We start from the raw sequence: 12,816 nt of genomic DNA, 5'->3' as shown, positions 1-12,816 counted from the left end.
AATGTCCGAACCTCTCCCTCCCCAGGGCAGCACACCCGTCGAAGGCCTGCGAGAGCGCAAGCGCCGGGAGACTCGCCAGCGTATCGCCGAAGTGGGGCAGCGCCTGTTTCTCACAAATGGTTACGAAAGCACCACGCTCGATGCGATTGCCGCGGAGGCTGGCATCTCGCGGCGTACCTTCTTTTCCTATTTCAAATCGAAGGATGACGTCATCCTGTCCTGGCAGGAGGCTGGCTGGGCCGGCATCCACGCCGAGTTGCTGCAGGTGTCGCCCGATACATCGCCACTGGACGCCGTGCGTGATGTGCTGGTGAGCCATATCTCCCGGTACACCACCGAGGAGATGGCGGCAATCGACCGGCTGATGCGTTCCAGCGAATCGTTGCTGGCGCGTAAGCAGGCATATTACGCGGAGCAGGAGAAACTGCTGTTCGCCACGCTCTGCGAGGTCTGGCGTCAACCCGAGCGGCGTATGACCCTGCGCGTGGTGGCCATGGCAGCGCTTGGTGCGATGCGCTTGGCGATTCTCGCCTGGCAGGAGCAGACGGGTCAGCCCAAGCCGGTAGCCAGTTTCCTCGAAGAGGCGTTCGAGATTCTCAAGTCGGAGCTCTGACCGACAGCCGTGCGCTAAGCTAGAAAAAAACGCCCCCGCAAAGACTGCGGGGGCGGCGCGTTGGATAAGGTCGTCCTTGAAGCGGGTTACGCGCGATCAACCTTGTGGGGCGTTGCTCCCCGTATTGCTCCAGCCACCACCCAGGGCCTTGTACAGCTCCACTTCGCTGCTGAGCTGGGCCAGGCGGTCGGCGATCAGTTGCTGGCGCACGCTGAACAGCTGACGCTGGGCGTCGAGCAGGGTCAGGTAGCTGTCCACGCCGGTGCGGTAGCGGCGTTCGGCCAGGTCGTAATAGGTTTCGGTGGTTTCCAGCAGGGCGCGCTGGGCGTCCAGTTGCTGGCGGTAGGTGGTGCGCGCAGCCAGGCGGTCGGCAACTTCCTGGAACGCCACCTGAATGGCTTTCTCGTATTGCGCGACCTGGATATCGCTCTGCAGCTCGGCGTAGTCGAGGTTGGCGCGCAGCCGGCCGGCATTGAAGATCGGCAGGCTGATCTGCGGCTGGAACAGCCAGGTGCCCGAGCCGCTGTCGAACAGACCGGACAACTGGCTGCTGGCGGTGCCGGCATTGGCCGTCAGGCTGATGCTGGGGAAGAACGCAGCGCGCGCCGCGCCGATGTTGGCGTTGGCCGCTTTCAACTGGTACTCGGCCTGCAGCAGGTCGGGGCGACGCTGCAGCAGGTCGGCAGGCAAACCGGCAGGCACCTGTTCCAGCAACTCGGCGCTCAGCGCCAGGCCCTGTGGCAGATCGACTGGCAGGCCGGTGCCGACCAGCTGGATCAGTGCGTTGCGATCCTGGGCGACCAGGCGCTTGTACTGCGCCAGACTCACTCGTGCGCTGTCCACCGAGCTGCGTGCCTGGCTCAGTGCCAGGGCATCGGCTACGCCAACGTCGAAGCTGCGTTGGGTCAGCTTGTAGCTTTCCTCGAAGGTCTTCAGGGTGTCCTGGGTCAGTTGCAGCAGTGCCTGATCCGCCTGCCACTGCAGGTAGGCGTTGGCGACGCTGGCTACCAGGCTGATCTGCGTGCTGCGCTGGGCCTGTTCGGTCGCCAGGTACTGCTGCAGGGCCTGCTCGCTGAGGCTGCGGATGCGGCCGAAGAAGTCCAGCTCCCAGGCGTTGACGCCCAGGGTCGCGCTGTACTGGCCGCTGGTGCGCGCCTCACCGGTCTGGCTCAGGTCAGCTGGCAGGCGTTGGCGGGTGCCGGCGCCATCGGCGGAAACCGAGGGCAACAGGTCGGCGCGCTGGATACGGTACAGCGCGCGATAGGCTTCGACGTTCAGCGCGGCGACACGCAGGTCACGGTTGTTCTCCAGCGCCAGCTGCACCAGTTGCTGCAGCGCCGGGTCGCGGAAGAATTCGCGCCATTGCAGGTCGGCTGCGGCGCGGCTGCCTTCGCTGGCGGCGCTGCCGTAGGCCTCGCCTTGCGGCCAGTCGGCCGCCACCGGAGCCTCCGGGCGCTCATAGTCGGGAATCAGGCTGCAGCCGCTGAGCAAAGCGGTGGCCACGGCCAGGGACAACAGGGACTGCCTCATTGCAGTACCTCCTTCTCTTTTTCACTGGCCGGCTCGGGGCGCTTTTTCTCGAACAGCGAGCAGACCACCACGTAGAACAATGGAATCCAGAAGATCGCCAGGATCATCGCGCTGAGCATGCCGCCGATCACCCCGGTGCCGATGGCGTGCTTGCTGCCCGCCCCGGCACCACTGGCGATGGCCAGCGGCAGACAGCCGAGGATGAACGCCAGCGAGGTCATGATGATCGGGCGCAAACGCATGCGGCAGGCTTCGATGGCCGCCTCGGCGAAGGTCATGCCCTGTTCGTACTGCGCCTTGGCGAACTCGACGATGAGGATCGCGTTACGCGCCGAGAGGCCGATGGTGGTGAGCAGACCGACCTTGAAGAACACGTCGTTGGATAGCCCGCGCAGCTCGGTGAATAGCAAGGCGCCGATGATCCCCAGTGGCACCACCAGCATCACCGAGAACGGGATCGACCAGCTCTCGTACAGCGCTGCCAGGCAGAGGAACACGACGATGGCCGAGATCACGAACAGTGCGGTGGTTTGCGAGCCGGCCAGGCGTTCCTCATAAGACAGTCCGGTCCAGGAGTAGCCGACACCCTGCGGCAACTGCGAGGCGATTTCCTCGACGGCAGCCATGGCATCGCCGGTACTGTAGCCGGGGGCCGGGGCGCCGAGGATTTCCACCGCCGAGACGCCGTTGTAGCGCGCCAGCTTCGGTGCACCATAGGTCCACTCGCCACTGGCGAAGGCACTGAATGGCACCATCTGGCCCTGGTCGTTGCGCACGTACCACTTGTTCAGGTCTTCCGGGCTCATGCGTGCTTCGGACGCACCTTGCAGGTAGACCTTCTTCACCCGACCGCGATCGATGAAGTCGTTGACGTAACTGGCGCCCCAGGCGATCGACAGGGTGCTGTTGATGTCCGCCAGCGACAGGCCCAGTGCACGAGCGCGCTCGTCATCGATCAACAACTGGTACTGCGCCTCGTCACGCAGGCCGTTGGCGCGCACGCTGTCGAGCACGGGATGCTGGTTGGCCAACTGGATGAACTTGTCACGTGCCTCGTTCATCACCTGGTGACCGACGCCTGCCTGATCCTGCAGGAAGAAGTTGAAACCAGTGGCGTTCCCCATCTCCATCACGGCCGGTGGGGCGAAGGCGAATACCATCGCATCGCGGAAGCTGAAGAAGTGCATCTGCGCACGTTGCGCCAGCGCGGCGACGCCGTTCTCGGCACCGGGGCGTTCTCCCCAGGGCTTGAGCATGATGAAGGCCATACCGGAGCTCTGACCACGGCCGGCGAAGTTGAAGCCGGTGACGGTGAACACCGATTTGACCGTGCTCGCTTCGTCTTCCAGCAGGTATTGGCGCATCTCGTCGACCACCACCTGGGTACGCTCGGCACTGGAGCCGGAAGGCGTCTGCACCTGGGCGAAGAGCACGCCCTGGTCTTCCTCGGGTAGGAAGGCGGTAGGGATGCGGGTGAACATGAAGACCATGACGCCGACGATCACCAGATACAGCAGCAGGTAAGGCGTCTTGCGCTTGAGCATGCCGGCGACGCCGCGCTGATAGGCGTTGCTGCTGCGCTCGAACGTGCGGTTGAACCAGCCGAAGAAGCCACGCTTGGCCTCGTGGTGGTCGCCATCGATAGGCTTGAGCAGAGTGGCGCACAGCGCCGGGGTGAAGATCAGCGCGACCAGCACCGACAGGGCCATGGCCGAGACGATGGTGATGGAGAACTGCCGGTAGATCACCCCCGTGGAGCCGCCGAAGAAGGCCATCGGCAGGAACACCGCGGACAGCACCAGGGCAATACCGATCAGCGCGCCCTGGATCTGGCCCATGGACTTGCGTGTCGCTTCCTTCGGCGAAAGTCCCTCTTCACGCATCACCCGCTCGACGTTCTCCACCACCACGATGGCATCGTCCACCAGCAGGCCGATGGCCAGAACCATGGCGAACATGGTCAGGGTATTGATGGAGAAGCCGAACGCAGCGAGTACGCCGAAGGTGCCGAGCAGTACCACCGGCACTGCCATGGTTGGGATGATGGTGGCGCGCAGGTTCTGCAGGAACAGGAACATCACCAGGAACACCAGCACGATCGCCTCGAACAGGGTTTGTACCACCCCTTCGATGGAGGCCGAGATCACCGGCGTGGTGTCGTAGGGGAAGACCACTTCCATTCCGGCAGGGAAGAACGGCTCCAGGTTGGAGATGGTCTCGCGTACCGCTTTGGCGGTGTCCAGGGCGTTGGCACCGGTGGCCAGGCGAATCGCCAGACCGGAAGCCGGCAGGCCGTTGAACTGCGCATTGATGGCGTAGTTCTCGCCGCCCAGCTCGACCTTGGCAATATCACCCAGGCGTACCTGGGAGCCGTCGGCCTGAACCTTGAGCAGTATCTTGCGGAACTCTTCCGGGGTCTGCAGACGCGTCTTGCCGATGATGGTGGCGTTGAGCTGGTTGCCCGGCGCCGCAGGCAGGCCGCCGAACTGGCCGGAGGAAATCTGCACGTTCTGCGCCTGGATGGCGCTGCGCACATCCACCGGTGTCAGCTGGAAGCTGTTGAGCTTGGCCGGGTCGAGCCAGATACGCATGGCGTACTGCGCGCCGAATACCTGGAAGTCACCGACGCCCTTGGTACGCGAGATCGGATCCTGCAGGTTGGAGACGATGTAGTCCGACAGGTCTTCACGGGTCATGCTGCCGTCTTTCGACACCACGCCGATGACCATGAGGAAGTTACGCACCGACTTGGTCACGCGGATGCCCTGTTGCTGGACTTCCTGTGGCAGCAGCGGTGTCGCCAGTTGCAGCTTGTTCTGCACCTGAACCTGGGCGATGTCCGGGTTCACTCCCTGTTCGAAGGTAACGATGATCTCCATGCTGCCGTCGGAGTTGCTCGACGAGCTTACATAGCGCAGGCCGTCGATACCGTTGAGCTGCTGCTCGATCACCTGAACCACGGTGTCCTGCACCGTCTGCGCCGAGGCGCCAGGGTAGGAGACCTGGATGGAAACGGCGGGCGGCGCGATGCTTGGATACTGGTTGATCGGCAGCTTGAGGATGGACAGGCCGCCGGCCAGCATGATCACCAAGGCGATCACCCAGGCGAAGATCGGCCGGTCGATAAAGAATCTGGACATTCAGTACTTCTCCGTTAGTCCTGGCCGTTGGCTGGTTCGGCGTCTTGAGCAGGCTGCTCGGTCTTGACGTTGCCAGCCGGCACGGCCTTGACCTCGACGCCAGGCTGCACGAACTGCAAGCCCTCGGTGATCAGGCGGTCGCCTTCGTTCAGGCCGTCTTCCACCAGCCAGGCACTGCCAGCGGTGCGATCGGCCTTGAGTACGCGCAGTTCAACCTTGTTCTCGGCATTGACCACCATTGCTGTGGGTTCGCCGCGCTGGTTGCGCGTCACGCCCTGCTGCGGGGCGAGAATGGCGTTCTGCTTGACCCCGGAGAGCAGCTCGGCATGTACGAACATGCCCGGCAGCAGCAGGTGATCCGGATTGGGGAATACGGCGCGCAGGGTTACCGAGCCGGTGCCTTCGTCCACGGCGACCTCGGAGAATTCCAGGGTGCCTTCATGGGCGTAACGGCTACCGTCTTCCAGTTTCAGCGCAACCTTGGCGGCGCTGTCGCCGGCTTTCTGCAAGCGGCCTTCGGCCAGATCGCGGCGCAGGCGCAGCAACTCCTTGCTCGATTGGGTGACGTCGACGTAGATCGGGTCGAGCTGCTGGATGATGGCCATGGCGCTCGCCTGACCGTTGCTGACCAGTGCGCCCTCGGTCACGGCGGAGCGGCCGATGCGGCCGCTGATCGGCGCCAGCACCTTGGTGTAGCGCAGATCGATACGTGCCTGCTCCAGTGCCGCGTCGGCTTGCAGGCCGGCGGCACGGGCTTCGTCGTAAGCCTGCTGACTGACGGCCTTGTCGGCGACCAGCAGCTTGTAGCGATCAGCCAGGGCCTTGGTCGAGATCTGTGTGGCCTGGGCGCTCTTGAAGGTGGCTTCATAAGTCGCCGGGTCGATCTGATACAGCTGCTGACCGGCCTTGACCTCGCTACCTTCGGTGAACAGGCGCTTCTGGATGATGCCATTGACCTGCGGGCGAACCTCGGCGATGCGATAGGCGCTGGTGCGCCCCGGCACTTCACTGGTCAGGGTAAAGGGCTTGGCCTCAAGCGTGACCACTCCGACTTGCGGTGTTTGTTGGGCCTGTGGGGCGCTGGACTCCTGGCAGCCGGTGAGACTGAGCAGCGCCACGGCGACGGCAGAAACCAAGGCGGCGAAGGCTGGCTTCGAATGCATCTGAGAACCTCGTTTTATCGAATCTGAGCCCGACGGGCGAAGGGTACTAAGGCAGGGGGAAAAAATGATGGCCGAATATACTTACGTACGTGAATGTTTGTAAATGCCTAAAACTGCCCTCATACTCTCGCCCCGTCTCCCTTACGGGAGGGTTACAGGCAACGCGCATACGGGGGCTACATGGCCAGACGAACCAAAGAGGAAGCCCAGGCAACACGCGTGCAGATACTCGATGCTGCCGAGCAGGTGTTTCATTCCCAGGGTGTTTCCCGCGCCTCTCTGGCAGAGGTGGCCAAGGAGGCCGGCGTTAGCCGTGGTGCCATTTACTGGCACTTCGAGAACAAGATAGACCTGTTTCAGGCCATGCTCGATCGCCTGCGCCTGCCGCTGGAGGAACTGGCGCGTGCCAGTGAGAGCGAGGATGAGCCGGATCCGCTCGGCTGCATGCGCGAATTGCTGGTCAAGGCGCTGACCCGTCTGGCGCAGGATTCGCAGAGTCGGCGTATTCACGACATCCTGCGTTACAAATGTGAATACACCGGCGAGCTGCTGGGCCTGCGTGAACGCATGCAGGAACTTAGCCTCGACTGCGACCTGCGCATCGCCAAGGCGCTGGGCAATGCAGTCAGCAAGGGGCAGCTACCGAGCGACCTCGACTGCTCCCGCGCCGCTGTCTGCCTGCATGCCTATATGGAGGGCATCGAAACCAACTGGCTGCTGGTGCCCAACTTCGATCTGGCCGCCCAGGCGCCAGCTTTGGTCGATGCCGTACTGGACATGCTGCGCAGCAGCACGGCGTTGCGCCAGGCTAGGGAGTAGGGTGCGCTATGCGCACCAGGGGCTTCCGGTGAGCGCCGCGCACCCTACGACGTGGCTGTAAAGGCTGGGCCTCAGCTCGCGCGTCGTTGTTCTGCTCGCTCCGGCAGGCGATGCGGTGCTCGCAGTCGCGCTTCCAGTGTGGCGACGAATTGCCGGGCTTCTTCTTCACTGCGGAAACTTACGCAATGTTGATCCAGGCGTACTTGCCATAGGCTTTCGCCACCTTGCTTTTGCGGTTGGACGACAATCTTCATGCTGACCACCTCCTTGAGCTGCGACGAGTTGTCGGCGCTGGTTGGGAAAGTCAGGATAGTCCGCTTGCATGATCTTTTTCTGACGTGGGTCAAACGGGTGGGCAGCGTTAAGAACGCTTTGCGATAAGCGATGCCGCGAAGAGCGTGTGACCAGGTCGGGCGTAGGGTGGGCTTCAGCCCACCCCATTCGGGCAGCCCACCATTGCGCCTCAAAAACCTTCGAGCACGATCTTGCCTTTCGCCTTGCCGCTTTCCAGCAGCGCATGGGCGCGGCGCAGGTTGGCGGCATCGATACGGCCGAAATGCTCGCCCAGGGTCGTCTTCAGTACACCGCTGTCGACCAGCCCCGATACCCGATCCAGCAGGCGGTGCTGCTCGATCATGTCCGCGGTCTGGTACAGCGAGCGGGTGAACATCAGCTCCCAGTGCAGCGACAGGCTCTTGCGCTTGAGTTGCATGATATCCAGCGGTTGTTCCGGGTCGTCGATCAGTGCCAGGCGCCCCTGCGGTTGCAGGGCCTCGACCAGTTGCGTGAAGTGCTGGTCGGTCTGCGTCAGGCTGGCGACGTGGGTGACCTGGCCGATACCGATACGTGCCAGCTCCTCGCTCAGCGGCTGGTTGTGATCGATCACATGATGCGCACCCAGTTCGCGAACCCAGGCCTGGGTTTCCGGGCGCGACGCGGTACCGATCACCGTCAGTCCGGTCAGGCGGCGTGCCAACTGAGTCAGGATCGAGCCGACGCCGCCGGCAGCGCCGACGATCAGCAGGCTCTGGCCCTGGTCATGCGAGCCTTCGGCGATCTGCAGGCGCTCGAACAGCAGCTCCCAGGCGGTGATGGCGGTCAACGGCAGTGCGGCGGCCTCGGCGAATGACAGGCTCTTCGGCATGTGGCCGACGATGCGTTCATCGACCAGATGTAGCTCGCTGTTGGCACCGGCGCGGTCGATGGCGCCGGCGTAGAAAACCTTGTCGCCCGGTTTGAACAGGCTGACCTCGCTGCCTACCGCCTTGACGATGCCGGCCGCATCCCAGCCGAGTACCTTGGCGGCGCCGTTCTCCGGGGTGACGCCACGACGGATCTTGGTGTCGACCGGGTTCACCGAAATAGCCCGCACCATGACCAGCAGATCGTGCGGGCCCGGTGTCGGATCGGCCAGTTGTAGATCCTGCAGGGCTTCGGCGTGGTCGGCAGGCAGGGATTGGTAATAGGCGACGGCTTTCATTGCGGGGCTCCTGGTCAGTCGGTCAGGCGATGCGTTGCAGCGGGAGCAGATCGATCCCGGTCACGCGTTCACCGAAAGCATGGGTGAAGTGCTGGAAGTGCGATGTGTTGCGGTGTTCGTTCAATGCCTGGGCATCGCGCCATTGCTCGATCATCACGAACTGCTCGGGACGCGCCTGGTGCTGGTGCAAGTCGTATTGCAGGCAGCCGGGTTCGGCGCGGCTGGCAGTGACCAGGCGGCGCAGGCCTTCTGTCACGGCAGCACTCTGGCCGGGCAGGGCGGTAATGGTGGCGATCAGGGTCAGTGGGTGGCTCATGGCGGGCTCCTGCATGGGGTGAATCCATGCTCGTTTATTTGCATGGCAAGAAAAAGAAGCTGGATATAGAGTCTCTTTCACTATTTTTTTGAAAGTGAGTTCGCCATGCTGCGTTTCGATGACCTGCAGCTCTTCGTACGCACCGCTGAAACCGGCAGTCTTTCCGCCGCCGCCCGGATGCTGGATGTCTCACCAGCCGTGGCCAGCGCTGCACTCAAGCGCCTGGAACAGCAACTGCAGGTGCGCTTGCTGGCGCGTTCGACGCGCAGCCTGCGCCTGACGCCCGAGGGCGAGTTGTATCTGGTGCACGCGCGCCTGGCGCTGCAGAGCCTGGAGGAGGGACGTCAGCAGTTGGTTGGCAGTCAGGAAGGCATTCGCGGTGCCTTGCAGCTTTCGGCGCCTTCGGATTTCGGTCGCAACACGCTGCTGCCCTGGCTCGATGAATTCCAGAGTGAGCATCCGCAACTGCAACTGCGCCTGCTGTTGGCCGACCGCGTGGCCGACCTGTTTCGCGAGCCGGTGGACATCGCCCTGCGCTACGGCGCTCCGGAGGACTCCAGCCTGGTGGCCCTGCCGGTGGCGCAGAGCAATCGACGGGTGCTCTGCGCCTCGCCTGCTTACCTCGCGCGGCACGGGGCGCCGCAGACCGTGGACGATCTCACCCGCCACAATTGCCTGCTCTACATGTTGCATGGCCGTGTGCACGACCGCTGGCGCTTTCACGATGGCAAGCGCGAAATTGCCTTGAGCGTCCGGGGGGATCGGATCTGTGATGATGCCGATGTCACCCGTCGCTGGGCGGTGGCCGGGCAGGGCGTGGTGTACAAGTCCTGGCTGGATGTCGCCGACGATGTCTGCGAGGGTCGACTTCAGGTACTGCTGCCCGAGTGGTCGGGTGAGCCGACGCCGCTGTATCTGGTGTGCGCCCACCGTGCCCAATTGAGCAAGGCGGTGCACCTGCTGCGTGAGTTCGTGCAACAGCGTTGCCAGCGCCTGCTGGATGCCGCGCCATGGCATTAGTCGCCATGCGGTAAAGCCTTGAGCCTCTGCTAGACTCCTGCATCGAACGACTGCGGCAACGTACCGCAGTGTCGCGCCGCCATCCTCTGTTTAGAGTCGCGCCCCATGAAACTGGCCCGCCAAGACCGCTCGCTGACTGCCTGGTTGCTGTACTTCAGCATCCTGTTCAGTGCGTTTGTCTGTGCGATCAGCCACGGGCAGATGGCCGGCATGCAGCTCAGCGGCCTGGACGGACAGTACTGTTCCTTCGAGGGCAACTTCGGCGCCGGTGCTGACCTCGACGGTTCCGGCATCGTCGCGCCGAACCCGGCCACCGGTTCCAACTGCGCCCTGGCCAGCCTGTTCAGCGCGATCATCCTGGCGGCGTTCTTCGGCCTTCTCGGTTTGCTCGCTGCCGAGCGTGTACGCCCGCTGTTCACGCTGCACATCCCGCGTCTTGCCCGCTATCGCTGGCCACCCGCCAATCCCCGCGCTTCTCCCTTCCTGCTTCCTGCGCTCTAGAAGTCGCCCGTTCCACCTGGCTTTGACGCCAGGTCACGTGCGGGCTTATCGAAAAAAAGCCTGGAAGCCTTACATGTTTCGCATGACCATCCTGGCGCTGCTCGCTTGCAGCGCCTCCCTTGCCTGGGCGCAAGATGACGCCCTGACGCTGCCTGCCAGCACCGTATCCGCCGTTGCCGCCAAGCCCGACGAGGCCACCGGCATCGACCTGGATAAAACCATCGAGAGCGGCTCGCGCCTCAATCTGAGCGTTCGTGAGAACCCTGCCTCGGTCAGCGTGGCTGACCGCGCGACCATGGAGCGTCTGGGCGTGCGCAACTTCCAGGATGCCGCCAATGCCTTGCCTGGCGTGAACGCCTCGGCACCACCCGGCTGGGGTGGCTACGTGGCCTATCGCGGCTTCAATGGCGCGCAGATCGGCCAACTGTTCAATGGCATCAACCTGCAGTACGGCGGTTCGGCGCGCCCAGTCGGCGCCTGGATCTACGAGCGGGTCGAACTGCTTGGCGGGCCATCTTCCTTCCTCAATGGCAGCGGTGCGGTCGGTGGCAGTCTGAACTACATCACCAAGCTGGCCAGCCGTGACCGGGACAGCCTGGAAGGGCGTGTCAGCTACTCGCGCTACGACACCTGGGAAACCGCCATCGGCGTCAATCAGGCGCTCAACGAGGGCGACGGGCCACGGCATTACGCGCGCCTGGATTACAGCCGTACCCACACCAACGGCTACATCGATCGCCAGGAGAACGGGGCGGGCAACCTGGCCTTTTCCCTGCTCAGCGACATCAACGACCAGCTTTCCCACACCCTGGCCATCGAGTATCTGGAAGAGCAGGAAGATAGCCCGTACTGGGGCTCGCCCGTGTTGCAGCCACTGAGTGGCAAGCTGCGTATCGACAAGCACAACCGCTTCAACAACTACAACGTCGAGGACGGCCGTTACGAGCAGCGCACCCGTTGGTTGCGTTCGATCACCGACTACCGTCTCGATGACGCCACCCAACTGCGCAACACCTTCTATCACTACAAGGGCCAGCGCGATTACCGCAACCTCGAGCGCTACCGCTACAACGCCGACAACACCCTGGTGACACGCTCTGCCGCCTACCGGCAGCGGCATGATCAGGAGGTCAATGGCGACCGCTTCGAGCTGACCCACGCCGGCGAGCTGTTCGGCCTGGCCAGCGATTGGGCCTTCGGTCTGGAGTACAGCCGTAACCAGCAGACCAACTACCCGCTTTCGATCTCGGCGAACTTCGACACGGTCGACCCCAACGGTTTCGATCCAGGCGAGTTTCTCGACATCCCCGGCATGGATGCCCCGCGCACCAAGGGCCGCAGTACCTGGACCGATACCTCTTCTGCCTTCGTCGAGAACCGTACCCGCCTGACCGAGCGCCTGGCGCTGATCACCGCGCTGCGTTACGACCACATCGACTTCGAGGTGGTCGAGCACGCGACCCGCGTGGAGTTGGATCGCCGTTGGGATGCCTTCACCGGGCGCGTCGGCCTGGTTTATGACCTCACCGATGCCGTCAGCCTCTACACCCAATACAGCACCTCGGCCGAGCCGCCCGGCGGCACGCTGACCAGCGCCTCGGTCGCCCAGGTTGCCGATTTTGACCTGAGTACCGGCCGGCAGATCGAGGTGGGTAGCAAGTTCGACTTCCTCGATGGGCGCGGCTCGGCGACGGCGGCGGCCTATCGTATCGTGCGCAAGAACATCTCGGTGCCGTCGACTTCTGCGCCCAATACCACCGAGCAAGCCGGGCAGCAGACCTCCACCGGTGTCGAACTGGCGGCCTCGTTCAAGGTCACTCCGCAGTTGTTGGCCGCCGGTAACGTCGCGTGGGTACGCGCCGAGTACGACGAGTTCAACGAAAACGTCGGCGGTGTGGCGGTCTCGCGCAAGGGCAGGAACCCGGTGAACATCCCCGAGCGCTTGGCCAACCTCTGGCTGACCTACGACGTCGCGCCGGACTGGCAGGTGGGTGCCGATGCGCGTTACGTCTCCTCGGTCTACGCCAACACCGCCAACACCATGTGGGTACCGTCGTACACGGTCTACGGGCTGTTCCTCAAGCACGATCTGGATGCCCACACCGAGCTCAGCGCGCGGTTGCGCAACCTCACCGACGAGACCTACGCCCGCTTCATCCACCAGAGCAACACCCAGTATTACCTGGGTGAGCCGCGCAGCCTGGAAGTGGCTGTGCAGTGGCGTTACTGATGAT

11 protein-coding genes are annotated in these 12,816 nt (G+C 63.6%); 5 read left to right on the top strand and 6 right to left on the bottom strand.

Annotated features, from left to right (window positions below; genetic code table 11):
* Nucleotide 1: 1 nt before the first annotated feature.
* Complete coding sequence (locus C7A17_RS05395) at nt 2-613, top strand: TetR/AcrR family transcriptional regulator (protein ID WP_106737049.1); 612 nt, start codon at nt 2-4, stop codon at nt 611-613.
* A gap of 96 nt (nt 614-709) precedes the next feature.
* Here C7A17_RS05395 and adeC read toward each other — a convergent pair whose 3' ends face one another.
* The 3 genes from adeC to C7A17_RS05380 are packed head-to-tail and all read right to left on the bottom strand — an operon-like array spanning nt 710 to nt 6,446.
* Nucleotides 710-2,143: an AdeC/AdeK/OprM family multidrug efflux complex outer membrane factor gene (gene adeC / locus C7A17_RS05390; protein WP_106737048.1), complete on the bottom strand. Its 1,434-nt coding sequence runs from the start codon at nt 2,141-2,143 to the stop codon at nt 710-712.
* Nucleotides 2,140-5,283: an efflux RND transporter permease subunit gene (locus C7A17_RS05385; protein ID WP_106737047.1), complete on the bottom strand. Its 3,144-nt coding sequence runs from the start codon at nt 5,281-5,283 to the stop codon at nt 2,140-2,142. Before C7A17_RS05385 ends, adeC begins: the two co-directional genes overlap by 4 nt.
* 14 nt (nt 5,284-5,297) lie before the next feature.
* Nucleotides 5,298-6,446 carry an efflux RND transporter periplasmic adaptor subunit gene (locus C7A17_RS05380; protein ID WP_106737046.1) on the bottom strand — a complete coding sequence of 383 codons (1,149 nt, stop codon included), beginning with the start codon at nt 6,444-6,446 and terminating at the stop codon, nt 5,298-5,300.
* Between the two features lie 180 nt (nt 6,447-6,626).
* Here C7A17_RS05380 and C7A17_RS05375 point away from each other — a divergent pair, with 180 nt between their 5' ends.
* Nucleotides 6,627-7,265: a TetR family transcriptional regulator gene (locus tag C7A17_RS05375; RefSeq protein WP_106737045.1), complete on the top strand. Its 639-nt coding sequence runs from the start codon at nt 6,627-6,629 to the stop codon at nt 7,263-7,265.
* 71 nt (nt 7,266-7,336) lie between these two features.
* On the opposite strand, the gene C7A17_RS05370 is transcribed toward C7A17_RS05375, so the two are convergent.
* The 3 genes from C7A17_RS05370 to C7A17_RS05360 all read right to left on the bottom strand — a co-directional run bounded on the left by C7A17_RS05370 (nt 7,337) and on the right by C7A17_RS05360 (nt 9,061).
* On the bottom strand, nt 7,337-7,519 hold the full coding sequence (locus tag C7A17_RS05370) for a hypothetical protein (RefSeq protein ID WP_106737044.1): 183 nt from the start codon (nt 7,517-7,519) through the stop codon (nt 7,337-7,339).
* A gap of 209 nt (nt 7,520-7,728) precedes the next feature.
* Nucleotides 7,729-8,745, bottom strand: coding sequence for a zinc-binding alcohol dehydrogenase family protein (locus tag C7A17_RS05365; protein WP_106737043.1), 1,017 nt, complete (start codon nt 8,743-8,745; stop codon nt 7,729-7,731).
* 22 nt (nt 8,746-8,767) lie between these two features.
* Nucleotides 8,768-9,061, bottom strand: a complete 294-nt coding sequence (locus C7A17_RS05360) for a putative quinol monooxygenase (RefSeq protein WP_106737042.1) — start codon at nt 9,059-9,061, stop codon at nt 8,768-8,770.
* 105 nt (nt 9,062-9,166) lie between these two features.
* Between C7A17_RS05360 and C7A17_RS05355 the strand changes: the two genes are divergently transcribed.
* The 3 genes from C7A17_RS05355 to C7A17_RS05345 all read left to right on the top strand — a co-directional run bounded on the left by C7A17_RS05355 (nt 9,167) and on the right by C7A17_RS05345 (nt 12,812).
* Entirely contained in the window at nt 9,167-10,081 is a 915-nt protein-coding gene (locus C7A17_RS05355) for a LysR family transcriptional regulator (protein ID WP_106737041.1), read from the top strand.
* 105 nt (nt 10,082-10,186) lie between these two features.
* Nucleotides 10,187-10,582 carry a DUF2946 domain-containing protein gene (locus tag C7A17_RS05350; RefSeq protein ID WP_106737040.1) on the top strand — a complete coding sequence of 132 codons (396 nt, stop codon included), beginning with the start codon at nt 10,187-10,189 and terminating at the stop codon, nt 10,580-10,582.
* 73 nt (nt 10,583-10,655) lie between these two features.
* On the top strand, nt 10,656-12,812 hold the full coding sequence (locus tag C7A17_RS05345) for a TonB-dependent receptor (RefSeq protein WP_106737039.1): 2,157 nt from the start codon (nt 10,656-10,658) through the stop codon (nt 12,810-12,812).
* Nucleotides 12,813-12,816: the final 4 nt, after the last annotated feature.

This window comes from Pseudomonas mendocina (genome assembly GCF_003008615.1).
Classification (GTDB): Bacteria; Pseudomonadota; Gammaproteobacteria; order Pseudomonadales; family Pseudomonadaceae; genus Aquipseudomonas; species Aquipseudomonas mendocina_C.
Note: the sequence above shows the minus strand (reverse complement) of the source record. Positions and strands in the feature narration are given on the sequence as shown.

Coding starts and splice junctions, on each gene's coding strand:
- C7A17_RS05395 (WP_106737049.1), top strand. CDS start 2: ATGTCCGAACCTCTCCCTCCCCAGGGCAGCACACCCGTCGAAGGCCTG.
- adeC (WP_106737048.1), bottom strand. CDS start 2,143: ATGAGGCAGTCCCTGTTGTCCCTGGCCGTGGCCACCGCTTTGCTCAGC.
- C7A17_RS05385 (WP_106737047.1), bottom strand. CDS start 5,283: ATGTCCAGATTCTTTATCGACCGGCCGATCTTCGCCTGGGTGATCGCC.
- C7A17_RS05380 (WP_106737046.1), bottom strand. CDS start 6,446: ATGCATTCGAAGCCAGCCTTCGCCGCCTTGGTTTCTGCCGTCGCCGTG.
- C7A17_RS05375 (WP_106737045.1), top strand. CDS start 6,627: ATGGCCAGACGAACCAAAGAGGAAGCCCAGGCAACACGCGTGCAGATA.
- C7A17_RS05370 (WP_106737044.1), bottom strand. CDS start 7,519: ATGAAGATTGTCGTCCAACCGCAAAAGCAAGGTGGCGAAAGCCTATGG.
- C7A17_RS05365 (WP_106737043.1), bottom strand. CDS start 8,745: ATGAAAGCCGTCGCCTATTACCAATCCCTGCCTGCCGACCACGCCGAA.
- C7A17_RS05360 (WP_106737042.1), bottom strand. CDS start 9,061: ATGAGCCACCCACTGACCCTGATCGCCACCATTACCGCCCTGCCCGGC.
- C7A17_RS05355 (WP_106737041.1), top strand. CDS start 9,167: ATGCTGCGTTTCGATGACCTGCAGCTCTTCGTACGCACCGCTGAAACC.
- C7A17_RS05350 (WP_106737040.1), top strand. CDS start 10,187: ATGAAACTGGCCCGCCAAGACCGCTCGCTGACTGCCTGGTTGCTGTAC.
- C7A17_RS05345 (WP_106737039.1), top strand. CDS start 10,656: ATGTTTCGCATGACCATCCTGGCGCTGCTCGCTTGCAGCGCCTCCCTT.